This window comes from Terrabacter sp. 01T434 (assembly GCF_056398545.1).
Genome location: NZ_JBFTPP010000006.1, coordinates 217,494 through 231,777 on the forward strand (window position 1 = coordinate 217,494; position 14,284 = coordinate 231,777).

A 14,284-nucleotide genomic window follows, 5' to 3' on the forward strand; every position below is an offset into this window, starting at 1 on the left:
GTTCAGCGGGTGCGCGTCGGCAGGTGGGTCCGCGGCGCCATCCTCGGCCCGCGCCGCGGACGATGATGGCCCGCGAGACCGAGCAGGTGCTGCACGCGGTAGCGGTGGCCACGGTAGGGCTCGAGCAGCTCGGCAAGCCCGTCGTCGTCGACCGGGGTGCCGGTCAGGGCCCAGCCGATGTCCTTGGCCACGTGGTAGTCGCCGAACGAGACGGAGTCCGGGTCGCCGAGCGCGCGCTGGGCGACCTCCGCCGCGGTCCACACCCCGACGCCGGGAAGGGCGCGCAGTCGACGGTGCGCCTCGGCGACCGACACGGACGCACCCTCCTCGAGCCGGCCGGCATACCCCGCGGCTCGCACGACGGTCCGCGAGCGCGCGCCGTCGACCGACGCCTGCAACCACGCCCAGGACGGGACCGCCGCCCAGCCGGCCGCCGTCGGCGGGGCCATGAGCCCCGGGAACGGCCCCGGTGCCGGCGCCCCGAAACGGCGGACGAGCACCCGGTAGCCGGCGAACGCCTCCTGGCCCGTCACCTTCTGCTCGATGACGGCGGGGGCGAGCGCGTCGAGCACGAGGCCCGAACGCGGCACTCGCCAGTGGGAGAAGCGACGCCACGCCTCGGCGACGACGTCGTGGTGGGGCTGGAACCCCGAGGGGTCGTCCTCGTCGCCGAGCAGCGTCGGCACCGACTCGAGCAGCCACGAGGCACCCGGCCCCCATGCCTGGGCGTGCACCTCCGAGTCGCCGGGACGGCACACGAGATGCAGCGTGCCGACGCCCTCTGGCGTCTGGACCGCCCGTGTCGCCGTGCCGTCCCGTCCGAACCGCGACGTCGGGTCGCCCGAGCCCCGGCGGAAGACCCCGAGCTGGGCGCGGAGCGCGATCTCGCGGCCGCTGCGCCAGCGACGGGTCGACGATTCAGGCACCACACCATCCTCGCCTACACTCGGCACGGTTGTTGAACGGGCGACATCCGGACCGGACGGCGACCAGCTCACACCAGCCCCCACGGGGTCCCCCGGCGCTGCCGACGGACCGACAGGAACGAGGAACGATGGCCCGCGAGACGAGCCGGGACCGCCGCGAGCGCGTCGCCGAGATGCAGGCGGCCCAGAAGAGGGCCGAACGTCGTCGGCTCTTCGTCGTCATCGGTGCCTGCGTCGCCGTCGTCGCCATCATCGCCGCCGCCGTCGCCTGGGCGATCATCGGTGAGCAGAACAAGAAGAACGAGGCCCTGGCCAACATCAACGGTGACATCGCCGCTGCCTCGTGCGACGCCGTGACGAACGACCCCGCCAGCGGGTCGAGCGACCACGTCGGGCCCGGCACCAACCAGGCGGGCGTCACCAAGATCCAGTACTCCACGGTCCCGCCCTCGAGCGGCAAGCACTTCGTGGTCCCCGCCGTCGACTCGCGCCGCGTCTACACCGTCGCCGACGCGCCTCGCATCGAGACCCTCGTGCACAACCTCGAGCACGGCTACACCATCCTCTGGTACGACCGCTCCGTCGAGAAGGAGCAGGCCGGCGCGTTCCAGGCGCTCGCGACGAAGGTCAACGCCATGAAGGAGTCTGCCAACAAGTTCCTCATCAGCCCGTGGGACCCCTCCTACGGCGCCTTCCCCGCCGGCAAGAAGTACGCCCTGTCGCACTGGTCGGCCGACGTCGACCAGGCCACCGGCAAGGTCGGGACCCAGATGGGCCACCGCCAGCTCTGCGGCGGCCTCAACACCACGGTCGTCGAGGACTTCGTCAAGAACCACCCGTGGAGCTCGGCACCCGAGCCCGGCGCCGCCTGAGCCCGCCTGGGCGCCCCCCTCCCGCTGGGGCTTTCGCGCCCTGCCGGGTTAGCCTGCCCGCATGGCTATCACCGGCGAGTACGTCCCCAGCCCCAGCGACTGGGTGCGCAAGCAGGTCGAGACGATCGAGCGCACCGGCACGACCGACTCCGTCGACATCATGGGCCTGCCCGTGGTCATGCTGACGATGCGTGGCGCCAAGACGGGCGCCATCCGCAAGGTCCCCCTGATGCGGGTCGAGCACGACGGGGCCTTCGCCGCGGTCGCGAGCCAGGGCGGAGCCCCGGCTCACCCGAACTGGTACCACAACCTGCTCGCTCACCCCGACATCGAGCTCCAGGCGGGCACCGAGACGTTCCCCGTCCACGCCCGTGAGCTCGAGGGCGAGGAGCGCGAGCAGTGGTGGGAGCGGTGCGTCAGCGCCTTCCCCTCCTACGCGGGCTACCAGACGAAGACCGACCGGCTCATCCCCGTCTTCGTCCTCGAGCGTCGGTAGCGCGGGTCCCCACCGGGCGCGGAGGGGTCAGACGCTGATGCCGCGCTCGCGCTCGTCGGCGGCGTGGTGCTCGGTGACGAGGTGGTGCGCGCGGGCGTAGAGCCAGCCCCCCAGCGCCGCCACGACGTCGACGATGGTGACGATGAAGCGCGACATGATCGCGACCGCGGCTGCCGCCGCCGGTGTCGGCATCGCCGTCGCAAGGATGATCGTCAGCAGCCCCTCTCGCGCGCCGAGCCCCGCCGGCAGGACGACCGTGAGCATGCCGAGGGAGACCGACAGCGCATAGCCCGTCATGGCTGCGGTCGTGAGGTCGGGGTGGGCGCCGTCGCCGGCCACCGCGCGGGCGAGCAGCAGCGTGTGCACCCCGAAGGCGACCCACACGGAGATGAAGATCACGACCGCTCGCAGGACCGCACCGGCAGACAGGCTGTGCTCGAGCGGCTCGCGCTTCAGCAGGCGCAGCGTCCGGTCGATGATGGCGTTGAGCAGCTGCGGGACGCACAGCACGACGAGGATCGGGATGCCGAGCAGCAGCCACCAGTCGAAGCCGGACGAGTCGCTGCGCAGGAGGAAGGACGCCGCCGGCAGCCCCACGAGCAGGCCGGTCAGCAGGGACAGGCCGAGTGCGAGCAGCCCGGTCACCGCGGTGCGCCGGCGCGGCACCTTGAGGTGGCTCGCGATGTCGGCCTGCACGAGCACCGACCACAGCGATCCGGGGAGGTACTTGCCCAGCTGCCCGACGAAGTAGACGCCGGACGCGGGCGCCAGGTGCAGGTCGGAGCCGAGATCGCGCAGCAGCGTCTTCCACCCGATCATCGTCAGCCAGGTGCCGACGGCGGCGGCCAGCGTCGACCAGAGGAACGTCGACCACGAGATCTGGTCGAGGTGGACCGAGACCTCGGCCCAGTTGTGGACAATCGCATAGACGACGGCAGCGAGCGTGATGAGCGCGATGGCCACGCGAAGGACGGTGAGGATCTTTTTGCGCGTCATGTCCGCACCATCATCGCAGGGGCACGGGGGTGCTCAGCGCCGCCGCAGGGTCAGCCGGACGAGGCCGTATGCCGCGTCGTCGGCGCGCGCACGTGACGCCGCATCCCGCATCCGCGCGTTGACGTCCCCGTCGAGGTCCCCCACGAGCACGAAACCGAGGTCGTGGGCCCGCGCGAGGATGCCGCGCACGTCTGCCGGGCCGACCGCGCCCTCGGCCGCGCGCGGCCCGATCGGGATCGTGACGACGAGCAGTCCGCCGGAGCGGAGCGCCCACGACGCCTGCTCGAGCACGTGGTCGACGTCGTCGGCGTCGCAGCCGGTGGGGTGGATCCGCACGATGACGTCGAGGGAGCCGGTGTCGACGTCGAGCGCCGCCACGCTCGGGTGGGAGCCGGTGAAGTCGATCTCCACGGGCGCGAAACCGACGGCCCTGGCCCACCGTGACAGCAGGGACCGCGTGCCGCCCTCGTCGACGATGACCGCACTGCGCCGGCCGTCGTCGCGCACGCGCAGGATCGCCGCCAGCGCCCCGAGAGCGGCCCAGGCCGAGACGCTGTCGAGCGACCGTGGCAGGCCGAGGATGCGCGAGAGCCGACGGGCGTCGTCGGCCTCGTCCGGCTCGCCGAGCACGTCGGTGGCGAGCACCCACTCGGGGAGGTCGTCGGGGCGCAGGGAGACGAGCGGACGGCGAGCGGCGACGGCCCGCGTGGCCGTGCGCCGGGCCCGGCCGGCGACGCGGCGGGCCGCGCCCGAGACGAGACGTCGGCCGCGGGCGACCGCCCCCGGCGCCCCCACCGGGTTCCCCACCCGGCCGCCGCCCGGCGACGCGGAGTCCGGGTCGCCGTCGAGGTCGTCGTCGAGGTCGTCGTCGAGGTCGTCGTCGAGGTCGTCGTTGAGGTCGTCGTCGAGGTCGTCCTCGGGACCGTCCCCGTGGAGCGGGCCGGAGACGGCGGCATACGGCCACCCGGCGGCGGCGCCGAGCAGCACGTTCTCGTCGACGGACAAGGCCTCGAGCGTGCCGAGGTAGTGCGCCCACGGTCCCGACAGGTCCGGCGTCTGGACCCCTTCGGCGAGTCGGCGCCGCACCTCAGGGTCGTTGAGCCGGCGCAGCGCGCCCGCCAGGGCGCGCTCGTCCTCGGGCGGGACGAGCAGCCCGTTGACGCCGTCGACCACCTGCTGCGAGAACGGCGCGATGTCGGAGGCGAGCACCGGCAGACCGTGCGCGTGGCCGAGGATGACGTTCTGCGACGCCGTCGCCGACCGGTAGGGCAGGGCGAGGACGTCGTGGTCGGCGAGCAGCGCGGCCAGCGCATCGGCGGGCACGTAGCCCTCGCGGATCTCCACCCGGCCCGCGAGTGCAGGGTCGGCCGCGAGGTCGGTGATGACGTCGCGGTTGGCGCCCCAGATCGCACCGGCGACGGTCAGCGTCACGTCGGGGACCGACCGCATGGCGCGCAGGAGGACGTCGATCCCCTTGTGCTCGCGGATGAGTCCGAGAGCGAGCAACCGGGTGGGACCGGGCCGTTGGCCCCGCGCGACGGGGTCCCCGCCGGGAAGGTGCGGGGGCAGCTCGGCCACGGACACCCGACGGGCGCCGAGGTCGTGCGCCACCCGCGCCTGGTCCGCGCCGTGCACGAGGACCGAGTCGACCCGCGCGAAGAGCATCGACATGAGGCGGGCGTCGCCGACGTGCGACTCGTGCGGGAGGACGTTGTGGCACACGACCACCGACTGCGGTCGAGGGCCGGGCGCGCCCGGCACCGCGCCGGCGGCCCGGAGCAGCACGAGATGCGCAGGGACGACCGCGGGCATCACGTGGACGACGAGGATGGCGTCGACCTCGCGCAGGCGCCGTCCGGCGCGCACCCAGGTGTCGGGGCGAGCCCAGCTGAGCGCGCGGATCGTCCGCGGGAAGGGGGGCACCTCCGGCTGGCCGTCGGGCACCGACGCGTCCGCGTGGTGCAGCCCTGAGGGGTAGAGGTGCGCCCACGAGACCAGCGTCACGTCGTGCCCGGCCTCCACCAGGTGGTGGGCCAGCATCGTCGTGTGTGCCGCGACCCCGCCCTTGTGCGGGTGGGTCGGACCGACGATGGCGATGCGCAGCGCGGCCGATCCCGTCGAGTCGTCCGTCCCGGCCGCGCGCTCGAGGTGGCGGGAGGCTCCGGCAGTCCCGGCGGACCGGTGGCCCCGCACCGGGGAGCCCTGTGGCAACGCATCCGTCATGGTGCTCCGACTCTAGTTCCCGGAGTATGCCGCTGGGCGTGCTGTCGTCCCGCCCTCGCGTGTCGGGGGGCGTGCCGACGGGTGTCGACGCGTCTCGACGCGTGCCGGCGCATGCTGTGGACGCCGGTGCCCCCTTTACGCTGGGGCGCATGACGACGGACGGCATGACGACGGTCCCGCCCCGCGACGTGCTGGTGCGGATGGTGGCGTCCGACCCGGGGCGGCCGCGCCTCACGTGGTACGACGACCTCCCCGGGCCCACCGAGGGTGAGCGCATCGAGCTGAGCGCGCGCGTCCTCGCCAACTGGGTGTCCAAGGCCGCGAACCTCCTCCAGGACGACGCCTCGGCGGGCCCCGGCACGACGGTCGGCCTCGACCTTCCCGCGCACTGGCGCTCGCTCTACTGGGCCCTGGCGACGTGGTCGGTCGGTGCCACCGTCGTCGTCGGCGACGCAGCCACGGGGGCCGACGTCCTCGTCACCGACTCCCCCGCTGCGGCCGCCGGCCACGGCGGCGACGCCGTCCTCGTCTCGCTTCCCGCGCTCGCCCGCAGCCACCCTGAGGCCGGCGACGCGCCGGGCGCCGTCGACGAGGCACGCGAGCTGTCCACCCACGGTGACCTCTTCTCCCCGATGTCCGACGCCGAGCCGGACGACGTCGCTCTGGCCGCGGGTGGGGCCGACACGGCATACGGGGCTCTCGTCGCGGCGGTCGCCGACTGGGGCCCGTCGCCTCGCGTCGCCCTCGCGGGCGGCCTCGAGGAGGTGCTGCGCCAGGCGCTGGCCGCCTGGGCGGCCGACGGCTCGATCGTGCTCGTGCGCGGTGGGCGCGGCGATCTGGGCGACCGTCTCGCCGCCGAGGGCGTCAGCGTCGACGCACGCGAGAACGCCTGAGGGACAAGGGACTCAGGCGGACAGCCGGTCGAAGAGCGACCACGTGCGGGACGCCACCACGCCGGTGCTCGCCAGCCCGGCACGCGCCTGCGCCACCTTGACGGCTTCACGTGTCGCGAGGTCGAAGACACCCGTCTGGTTCACCCCGAGCAGCCGCTGCACCGCCATGACCTGCGGGCCGGTGTCCCCCGCGCGCAGCACCGTCGACCGGTCGGCCACGAACGGGAAGTCGCGCGCCTCGAGAACGTCCCAGAGGTCAGCCGTCACGACGCCCGTCTGTGGCAGGGCCAGCGAGCGCTGGAGGGAGACGACCTTGTCGCGGGTCACCGTCCCGAAGACGCCGTCGACGGCTAGGCCGCCGAGGGCTCGCTGCAGCACCCGCACGGCAGCGCCGCGCGACCCGGTCGCCAGCGTCAGGCTCTTGTAGGCGGTGTAGCTCGTGCCGACGTCGACGCTGGCAACCCCGGCGCTGGTGCGTGACGACATGCTGGCGTAGACAGTCATGGCAGAACTCCTCCCGGTTGTCGTGGTGCGCAGGTCCGCGGTGACCACCGTCGGAACCATCGGCATTGCTGTGCTGTCAAGGGGATCCGGCTGCGGCGGGCTCAGGAGCGCCACCGTCCTGGCCGTGGCCGACCAACCGTGGGCGAAGAGGTTCAGCTGGGTCCTGGAGTCGGCCACACCGGTCTGCGGGAGGCCCGCGAACTTCTGGTAGGCCTTGACCCGCGCCGTCGTCAGGTTCCCGTAGAAGCCCGTCGTCGGCAGCGCACCGAGCTTCGCCTGCAACGTCCTGACGGCGGCCGAGGTCATCCCGAGCCGCAGGGTCGGATAGGTCTTCGGTGCGGGCGCGGGCGCGTGCGCCGGGGCCCCTGTCGCGCCGGTCCAGCCGCGTACCCACAACCGGGCCTGCGTGACCGGGTCGGCGACGCCGGTCTGCGGCAGCCCGACGAACCTCTGGTAGGCCTTGACCCGCGCGGTCGTCTGGTTCCCGTAGAAGCCCGTCGTCGGCAGCGCACCGAGCTTCGCCTGCAATGTCCGGACGGCGGTCGAGGTCGTGCCGAGCCGCAGGGTCGGGTAGGCGGCCGTGACGCTCCTCCAGCCGCGAGACGCGAGGACCGCCTGCGTGGTCAGGTCGGCGGCTCCGGTCCGCGGCAGGCCCACGAACGCCTGGTAGGCGATGACCCTGGCCCTGGTCTGGTCCCCGAAGAAGCCGGTGGTGGGCAGGTTGCCGAGGCGCGCCTGCAGCTGGCGCACCGCCTCGGACCGCATGCCCGGCGAGAGCGCGCCGGGCTTGCGCGGCACCGGGGTCGTGGACGTGGTGGGGGGCTTCGGCGGGGTCGTCGGGAGGGTCGCGCCTGCCGGCGGCAGGGAGGTGAGGTAGCTGCGCGTCGGGACGCCCGTCCACCACGACGTGCGACCGGCCGCGCCGTCGTAGTTGAAGCTGAAGTGGATGTGGTCGGTGTGCGGCGACGAGCCGGAGTAGGGGGCCCACCCGCGCTCCGGGGCGTAGGACCGCCACATCTTCTTGTTGTGGATGATGTACATGATCCCGAAGCGGCGGGCCATGGCGCCCTTGACGCCGCTCTTGTCCGGTGCCGTGAGCCACGTCAGCACGGACTGCGCGACGGCTTCCTGCGACGGGTTCTTGACGTTGAGCATCCAGTCCCACGCCCGGCCGTCGTAGTGCTCCGAGACGTCGTGGCCGCAGGTGCGACCCATCAGGCCTAGCGAGCCCATCCCGTAGTGCGAGGTCATCAGCCGGGCGAAGGCCACGACGCCGGGACGCGGCACCGGGTCGCAGATCGTCTGGGCCTGGTAGGGCACGTAGACGTCGAGGCCGCCGGGCAACGGCCGGGTCGGCGGGGCCTGGACCGCTGCTGCGGAGGACACGCACAGGGGCACCGTGAGCACAGGGAGTGCGACGGCCAGCCACAGCGGGCGTCGGCGCAGGGCCATGGTGAACCTCTTGTCAGGCCGGGAGGGGTTGATTCTGGGTCAAAAAGGGTTTACTGCCGCCCCATTTATGCACTCCAGTCACAGCCATCACAAGGCGTTCCAACGAATTACACGCCTGTTCTTCTCATCCGCCGAGAATGACACCGCTGTCATTCGTCTGCATGACGTCTGCTCCTCCAAGCCGGCGCCGAGCACGTATGCCGGCCGGCCGGCATACGTGCTCGGCGACCACACGTCGGGCTCGTCGTGTGGGGCGACCCCACGCCACCCCCGGCCACCTACGTGGATAGAGTCCGGCCATGGACAAAGTCGTCTCCACCCCCCAGGAGGCCATCGCCGGGATCAGCGACGGAATGTCGCTCTCGGTCGGCGGTTTCGGCCTCTGCGGCATCCCCTCCGTTCTCATCGCAGCCATCCACGACGCCGGCCTCACTCGTCTCGAGGCCGTCTCGAACAACTGTGGCGTCGACGACTGGGGACTCGGCATCCTGCTGCGGGACAAGCGGATCCGTCGGATGATCAGCTCCTACGTCGGTGAGAACAAGGAGTTCGAGCGGCAGTACCTCTCCGGTGAGCTCGAGGTCGAGCTGACGCCGCAGGGCACCCTGGCCGAGCGGCTGCGCGCCGGCGGCTCCGGCATCGGCGCCTTCTTCACGATGACGGGTGTCGGCACCCAGATCGCCGACGGCGGGCTCCCCTGGCGCTACGACGACGCCGGCAACATCGCGGTCGCCTCCCCGCCCAAGCAGACCCAGGACTTCGAGTGGATGGGCGAGACCAAGACGTTCGTCCTCGAACAGGCCATCACGACGGACTTCGGCCTCGTGCGGGCAGCGAAGGGTGACCGCCACGGCAACCTCGTCTTCAACCAGTCCGCCCGCAACTTCAACCCGCTCTGTGCCATGGCCGGTCGCGTCACGGTCGCCGAGGTCGAGGAGCTCGTCGAGCCGGGTGAGCTCGACCCCGACCAGATCCACCTGCCGGGCATCTTCGTCCAGCGGGTGCTGCCGCTGACCCCCGAGCAGGCCTCGGACAAGCGCATCGAGCGCCGCACCGTCCGTCCGCGCGTCGCCTCGACCCAGACCGAGCAGGAGGCCTGAGATGGCACTGACCCGTGAGCAGATGGCCGCCCGCGCCGCCGCCGAGCTGAGTGACGGCGCCTACGTCAACCTCGGCATCGGGCTGCCTACCCTGGTGCCCAACTACGTGCCCGACGACGTCGAGATCGTGCTCCAGTCGGAGAACGGCATCCTCGGCGTCGGCGCCTACCCCCTCGACGGCGACGAGGACCCCGACCTCATCAACGCCGGCAAGGAGACCGTCACCCTGCGCAAGGGTGCCGCCTTCTTCGACTCCGCCACGAGCTTCGGGATGATCCGCGGCGGCAAGGTCGACGCCGCCATCCTCGGCGCCATGCAGGTCAGCCAGGGCGGCGACATCGCCAACTGGATGATCCCCGGCAAGATGGTCAAGGGCATGGGCGGCGCGATGGACCTCGTCCACGGCGCCAAGAAGGTCATCGTGCTCATGGAGCACAACGCCCGGGATGGCTCCTACAAGATCGTCAAGGAGTGCTCGCTGCCCTACACCGGCCGCGGCGTCGTGCAGCGCATCATCACCGACCTGTGCGTCCTCGACGTCACGCCGGCCGGTTTGGTGCTGCGCGAGCTCGCACCCGGGGTCAGCGAGGAGCAGGTGCGCGAGCGCACCGAGCCCGACCTCCTGGTCGACCTGGGGTAAACGCCACATCACAGGTTGGCCAATACGGCTTATTGTCCCACTTTCGACTTTCGCCACTTTGATCCCATATGTAGCATCGGTCACGTTTCCTGACGCGAATGGATCTGGCGATATGACCGATAAAACCCGTACGAAATCGACCTTCAAACCCCGCGTCTGGATGGCGCGCAGCACCTGCGGCCTGCTGGTGGCGAGCACCGTGACGCTCGCCCCCGCACTCGGCGGCGCAGGTGCGGACGCCGCACCGAGCCCGCACCCCGTCAAGACGGCGGTCTCGAGCACGGACCTGTCCGTCCTGCGGCCGCACGCCCGAGCCGCCGCACCGGACGCCGAGCTGCGGGCTCGCGCGGCCCAGGTCACCGGCTCCGCCACGCCGGCCAAGTCGGCTGCTCCGGCTGCCGCGTCGCCCTCGGCGGCTCCGCGCACTGCCGCCCGGGCTGCGGCACCCGCTGCACCCGCAGCGCCGCTCGGCATCGCGGACCAGACGGTCGACATCCCCGTCCACGGCAAGCTCGTCGGGCTCTCGTGGCCCGCCGACGTCGCGCCCGGCAGTGTGCTGGCCGTTGCCTGGCGGACCCAGCAGAAGGACGGCACCTGGTCGTCCTGGACCCCCGTCGCCGACACCATGATGGTCGACTCCGGGGGTCGCACGTCGGGGCGCCACGCCACCGACCCGATGTGGATCGGTGACGCCACGACCGTCCAGCTCCGCTTCCCTGCGGGCGACGCACGACTGGCGCACGCCCGGATCGACGAGATCGACCCCGGCGCCTCGCCGGCTGACGCGCCCAGCGTCGCGCCTGCAGGCAGCGCGGTGGCCCTGACCAGCAAGCCCGTCATCCGCACCCGCGCCCAGTGGGGGGCCGACGAGTCCCTGCGGAACGGCTGCATCCCGACCGTCGGCCGGACCGTCAACGGCGTCGTCGTGCACCACGATGCCGGCTCGAACAACTACACCGCGGCCGACTCCGCCGCCATCGTGCGATCGATCTACGCCTACCACACCAAGGTCCAGGGGTGGTGCGACATCGGCTACAACGTCATCGTCGACAAGTACGGCCAGGCCTTCGAGGGCCGCTACGGCGGACTCAACGTGGCGGTGCAGGGGGCCCACGCCCTCGGCTTCAACGAGGACAGCTTCGGCGTCTCCATGCTCGGCAACTACATGACGGCGACGCCGACCGCGGCCGGCATGGACATCCTGGCCCGCGTCATCGCCTGGCGTCTCAGCGGGGTCTACCGCAACGGCACCGGCACGACCCAGTGGCACGGCGGGGCCGCGACGACGCGCTACCCGAACGTCGGCACCTACACCCTGCCGATGATCATCGGGCACCGGGACGTGAACTTCACCGAGTGCCCGGGCACCAACCTGTACGCGCTCCTGCCCAGCCTGCGCACCCGGGTGTCACAGCTGATCTCCTACACCTCGAGCCCGCTCTACTCGCGCTACGCCAGCACCGGCGGTGCGCCGAAGTGGGGGCCGGTGTGGATGGCGGAGACGGCCGTCGGCGCCGGCATGAACGAGACGGTCGCCTCCGGCGGGGCACGCTTCTACACGACGCCGCGGTTCGGCGTGCGCTGGATGGGCCCGGGTCTCGACGGCATGTGGCGCCAGCTCGGCTGGACGAACTGGGGCGGCTACCCGTGGACCGACGAGGTGTCCACACCGGCCGGGTGGTACGTCGAGCTGGACAAGGGCAAGACCCTGACGATGACCCGTTCGAGCGTGGGCACGTTCACCGAGGGCGCCATCCGCGGCTACTGGGTCTACACGGCCAACGGTTCCTACGGCGTGCTGCGACTGCCTGTCGAGCGTATGTCTCTCGTCAACGGTTTCTGGCAGCAGCGCTTCGAGGGCGGCACCGTCTACTACAACACGGCCACCGGCCAGACGGTGCACACCGAGGGCGGGATGGACTACTTCTACCGGCAGCGAGGCTTCCTCACCGGCAGCATGGGCACCCCGAAGGGCGACGTCGTCAAGACGTCCTACGGAGCCCAGCAGAGCTTCACGAAGGGCGTGCTGCGGTGGAACCGCGGCACCGGAGCGATCACCTTCGCCTGAGCCCAGCCCGGGCCGAGACGCCAGAATGCCGAGAGGGGGTGCGCCGACCAGGCGCACCCCCTCACGCATGCGCGTCGGTCAGTTGAGACCCACGTAGCTGCTCGGCGGCAGGGGCACGGCGCTGCGGCCCTTCCAGACGCCACCACCGAGGTCCGGGTAGAGCCAGGCCTGCCCCGACGAGTCCCGCGCGAGCACGTCGGCGCCGCCCAGGCCGTCGACGTCACCGACCGGCACGAGCTGGGTCATCGCGTTCCAGCCCCACCCGAGGTCGACCCGCGAGGTCCACCGGGAGACGCCGTCCCGGGTGTAGAGCCACAGGGTGCCGGTGGCACGCTCGCGCGCGATGATGTCGGCGTTCCCGTCGCGGTCGGCGTCACCGACGCCGATGATCACGTCCATGGCGTTCCAGCCGGGACCGAGGTCCACCGACGTGGTCCAGCCACCGCACGTGCCGTCGCCCTGGAAGAGCATGAGCCGGCCGTCGTCGCGCCGGGAGATGAAGTCGGCCCGGCCGTCGGAGGTCAGGTCGCCGACCCCGATGAGCTCGCCGAAGGCCGACCAGTCCCCCCGAACCGGCACCCGGGTGCCGATGGTCCCGACCGCCGACAGGGGGTAGCACACCCGCTGCCCGGTGGCGCGGACCCGCCCGAGGATGTCGGCGCGGCCGTTCCCGTCGAGGTCTCCCGCCGTCTGGAGCATGTCGAGGGTCTGCCACCCCGGCCCGAGAGACGTGCCCGAGCCGAAGCCCACGCCCGCCGCGGGAGCCTTCCCCGGCAGCCGCATGAGCAGGCCGCTCGGCGTGACGCCCAGGACATCCGGCTGGCCGTCGCCGGTGAGGTCACGGCGCAGGTGGTCGACGTCGGTCAGGGTGAACCAGTTGGACCGGATGCCGAGCAGGGAGCGGATGCGCTCTCCGGAGACCTTCGAGGCGGTGCCAGACGTCCCGACGAGGTCGGCCGACAGCACCCGGCCGCCCCACTCGCCGTGGCCGTCCCGGGTCAGCACGACGTTCCGGAGCGAGCCGATGGCCGGGTAGGCGCTCTCGAGCTTGGTGCGGAAGCCGGTCGACCCGCTGATCGACCAGGTCGAGCCAGAGGTCGACGCGTCATAGGGGTCCGGCTGCGCGACGAGGTAGGGCACGCTGCCGGCCACCGTCCAGCCACCGTTCGAGGAGGAGAACATCGTGAGCGCGGCTGCCCCCGCGTAGCGCACCGTCATGCCCGCCGTGGCGGTCGTCGCGGCGCTGACGGCAGCGTTGCGGTAGTCGCTGATGAGGCTGCCGTCCGAGCGGTAGTCGGCGATACCGCGGTAGACCTGGCACGACGTCGAGTCGCAGACGTCGTACGCGGAGCCCCACCGCGGGTGGGCCTTCTCGTAGGCCGCGTACGTCCGCGCGGCGACGGCTTGGCTGCGCAGCGCGTCGGCACGCCAGGAGGTCGGCATCTCGCTTCCCACGACGCTGACCAGGTACGGCTCGAACGTCGTGCCGTTGAAGGTGCTCAACCCGCTGCCGTTGACGGCGGCGCCGATGGCGTCGGGGTAGTCGCGCCGGACGCCCCCGGGCAGCGTGAGCCGCGTCCGATGGGTGGTCGGGTTGTCGAAGACGACCGGAGTCGGCAGCGCCGCGCCCGCGGCATACCCCGGCGGGGTGTACTCGACCCACGCGGCACCGGTCTGGTCCCAGGAGCTGACGGTGAGCCCGGCTCCTCGTCGGGTCACGCGCCAGGCCGTCGTCGTCGGGCTGGTCGGCAACGGCGTCGCCGCGTCGGTGCCCACCCGTAGGGTCTGCCCCGGGGCCGCGACCACCTCGGTCGCGCCGTCGGTGTCGGCCGTGATGCCGATCCGCAGTGCCGGGTCGCCCTGGCTCGCGAGGGTCGTGCCGGGGAAGTAGAAGGCGATGATCTGTGACCACGTCAGCCCTTGCAGGGCCGCCCCCTGGGCGCCCCACTGGGACATCCCCATCCCGTGACCGAACCCGCGTCCGCTGATCTCCACGCTGCCCGTCGACGGCAGCGACAGAGAGTCGGCGTGACTCTCGGCGGGAGGCATCCCGACGAACAGGGCGATCGCGACCGCGACCCCCATGCGGAAGACCCTGACACCTGACATGACTC

General features: G+C 72.1%; 11 protein-coding genes. 6 read left to right on the top strand and 5 right to left on the bottom strand.

Annotated elements, in window-relative coordinates; translation table 11 throughout:
• Window positions 1-2: 2 nt before the first annotated feature.
• On the bottom strand, window positions 3-929 hold the full coding sequence (locus AC1DIW_RS14875) for a DNA-3-methyladenine glycosylase family protein (protein WP_478109095.1): 927 nt from the start codon (window positions 927-929) through the stop codon (window positions 3-5).
• Between the two features lie 125 nt (window positions 930-1,054).
• On the opposite strand from AC1DIW_RS14875, the gene AC1DIW_RS14880 reads away from it, so the two are divergent.
• Both AC1DIW_RS14880 and AC1DIW_RS14885 read left to right on the top strand, forming a co-directional pair.
• Window positions 1,055-1,798 carry a DUF3105 domain-containing protein gene (locus AC1DIW_RS14880; protein ID WP_442281148.1) on the top strand — a complete coding sequence of 248 codons (744 nt, stop codon included), beginning with the start codon at window positions 1,055-1,057 and terminating at the stop codon, window positions 1,796-1,798.
• A 61-nt stretch (window positions 1,799-1,859) separates the two neighbouring features.
• Complete coding sequence (locus AC1DIW_RS14885; protein ID WP_442281149.1) at window positions 1,860-2,294, top strand: nitroreductase family deazaflavin-dependent oxidoreductase; 435 nt, start codon at window positions 1,860-1,862, stop codon at window positions 2,292-2,294.
• Between the two features lie 27 nt (window positions 2,295-2,321).
• Here AC1DIW_RS14885 and AC1DIW_RS14890 read toward each other — a convergent pair whose 3' ends face one another.
• Both AC1DIW_RS14890 and AC1DIW_RS14895 read right to left on the bottom strand, forming a co-directional pair.
• Window positions 2,322-3,290: a lysylphosphatidylglycerol synthase domain-containing protein gene (locus tag AC1DIW_RS14890; RefSeq protein ID WP_442281150.1), complete on the bottom strand. Its 969-nt coding sequence runs from the start codon at window positions 3,288-3,290 to the stop codon at window positions 2,322-2,324.
• 33 nt (window positions 3,291-3,323) lie between these two features.
• Entirely contained in the window at window positions 3,324-5,513 is a 2,190-nt protein-coding gene (locus AC1DIW_RS14895) for a glycosyltransferase (RefSeq protein ID WP_478109098.1), read from the bottom strand.
• 149 nt (window positions 5,514-5,662) lie between these two features.
• On the opposite strand from AC1DIW_RS14895, the gene AC1DIW_RS14900 reads away from it, so the two are divergent.
• Window positions 5,663-6,406, top strand: coding sequence for a TIGR03089 family protein (locus tag AC1DIW_RS14900; protein WP_478109100.1), 744 nt, complete (start codon window positions 5,663-5,665; stop codon window positions 6,404-6,406).
• 12 nt (window positions 6,407-6,418) lie between these two features.
• Here AC1DIW_RS14900 and AC1DIW_RS14905 read toward each other — a convergent pair whose 3' ends face one another.
• On the bottom strand, window positions 6,419-8,362 hold the full coding sequence (locus AC1DIW_RS14905; protein WP_478109102.1) for a peptidoglycan-binding domain-containing protein: 1,944 nt from the start codon (window positions 8,360-8,362) through the stop codon (window positions 6,419-6,421).
• 299 nt (window positions 8,363-8,661) lie between these two features.
• On the opposite strand from AC1DIW_RS14905, the gene AC1DIW_RS14910 reads away from it, so the two are divergent.
• The 3 genes from AC1DIW_RS14910 (at window position 8,662) to AC1DIW_RS14920 (ending at window position 12,170) form a co-directional block, all read left to right on the top strand.
• Window positions 8,662-9,462, top strand: coding sequence for a CoA transferase subunit A (locus tag AC1DIW_RS14910; protein ID WP_478109103.1), 801 nt, complete (start codon window positions 8,662-8,664; stop codon window positions 9,460-9,462).
• Between the two features lies 1 nt (window position 9,463).
• The gene (locus AC1DIW_RS14915) at window positions 9,464-10,102 is read left to right on the top strand and encodes a CoA transferase subunit B (protein WP_478109105.1); all 639 of its coding nucleotides are present in this window, start codon (window positions 9,464-9,466) and stop codon (window positions 10,100-10,102) included.
• 160 nt (window positions 10,103-10,262) lie between these two features.
• Entirely contained in the window at window positions 10,263-12,170 is a 1,908-nt protein-coding gene (locus tag AC1DIW_RS14920; RefSeq protein WP_478109107.1) for an N-acetylmuramoyl-L-alanine amidase, read from the top strand.
• Between the two features lie 78 nt (window positions 12,171-12,248).
• Here AC1DIW_RS14920 and AC1DIW_RS14925 read toward each other — a convergent pair whose 3' ends face one another.
• Window positions 12,249-14,279, bottom strand: coding sequence for a SpoIID/LytB domain-containing protein (locus AC1DIW_RS14925; protein ID WP_478109109.1), 2,031 nt, complete (start codon window positions 14,277-14,279; stop codon window positions 12,249-12,251).
• Window positions 14,280-14,284: the final 5 nt, after the last annotated feature.

Coding starts and splice junctions, on each gene's coding strand:
- AC1DIW_RS14880 (WP_442281148.1), top strand. CDS start 1,055: ATGGCCCGCGAGACGAGCCGGGACCGCCGCGAGCGCGTCGCCGAGATG.
- AC1DIW_RS14885 (WP_442281149.1), top strand. CDS start 1,860: ATGGCTATCACCGGCGAGTACGTCCCCAGCCCCAGCGACTGGGTGCGC.
- AC1DIW_RS14890 (WP_442281150.1), bottom strand. CDS start 3,290: ATGACGCGCAAAAAGATCCTCACCGTCCTTCGCGTGGCCATCGCGCTC.
- AC1DIW_RS14895 (WP_478109098.1), bottom strand. CDS start 5,513: ATGACGGATGCGTTGCCACAGGGCTCCCCGGTGCGGGGCCACCGGTCC.
- AC1DIW_RS14900 (WP_478109100.1), top strand. CDS start 5,663: ATGACGACGGACGGCATGACGACGGTCCCGCCCCGCGACGTGCTGGTG.
- AC1DIW_RS14905 (WP_478109102.1), bottom strand. CDS start 8,362: ATGGCCCTGCGCCGACGCCCGCTGTGGCTGGCCGTCGCACTCCCTGTG.
- AC1DIW_RS14910 (WP_478109103.1), top strand. CDS start 8,662: ATGGACAAAGTCGTCTCCACCCCCCAGGAGGCCATCGCCGGGATCAGC.
- AC1DIW_RS14915 (WP_478109105.1), top strand. CDS start 9,464: ATGGCACTGACCCGTGAGCAGATGGCCGCCCGCGCCGCCGCCGAGCTG.
- AC1DIW_RS14920 (WP_478109107.1), top strand. CDS start 10,263: ATGGCGCGCAGCACCTGCGGCCTGCTGGTGGCGAGCACCGTGACGCTC.
- AC1DIW_RS14925 (WP_478109109.1), bottom strand. CDS start 14,279: ATGTCAGGTGTCAGGGTCTTCCGCATGGGGGTCGCGGTCGCGATCGCC.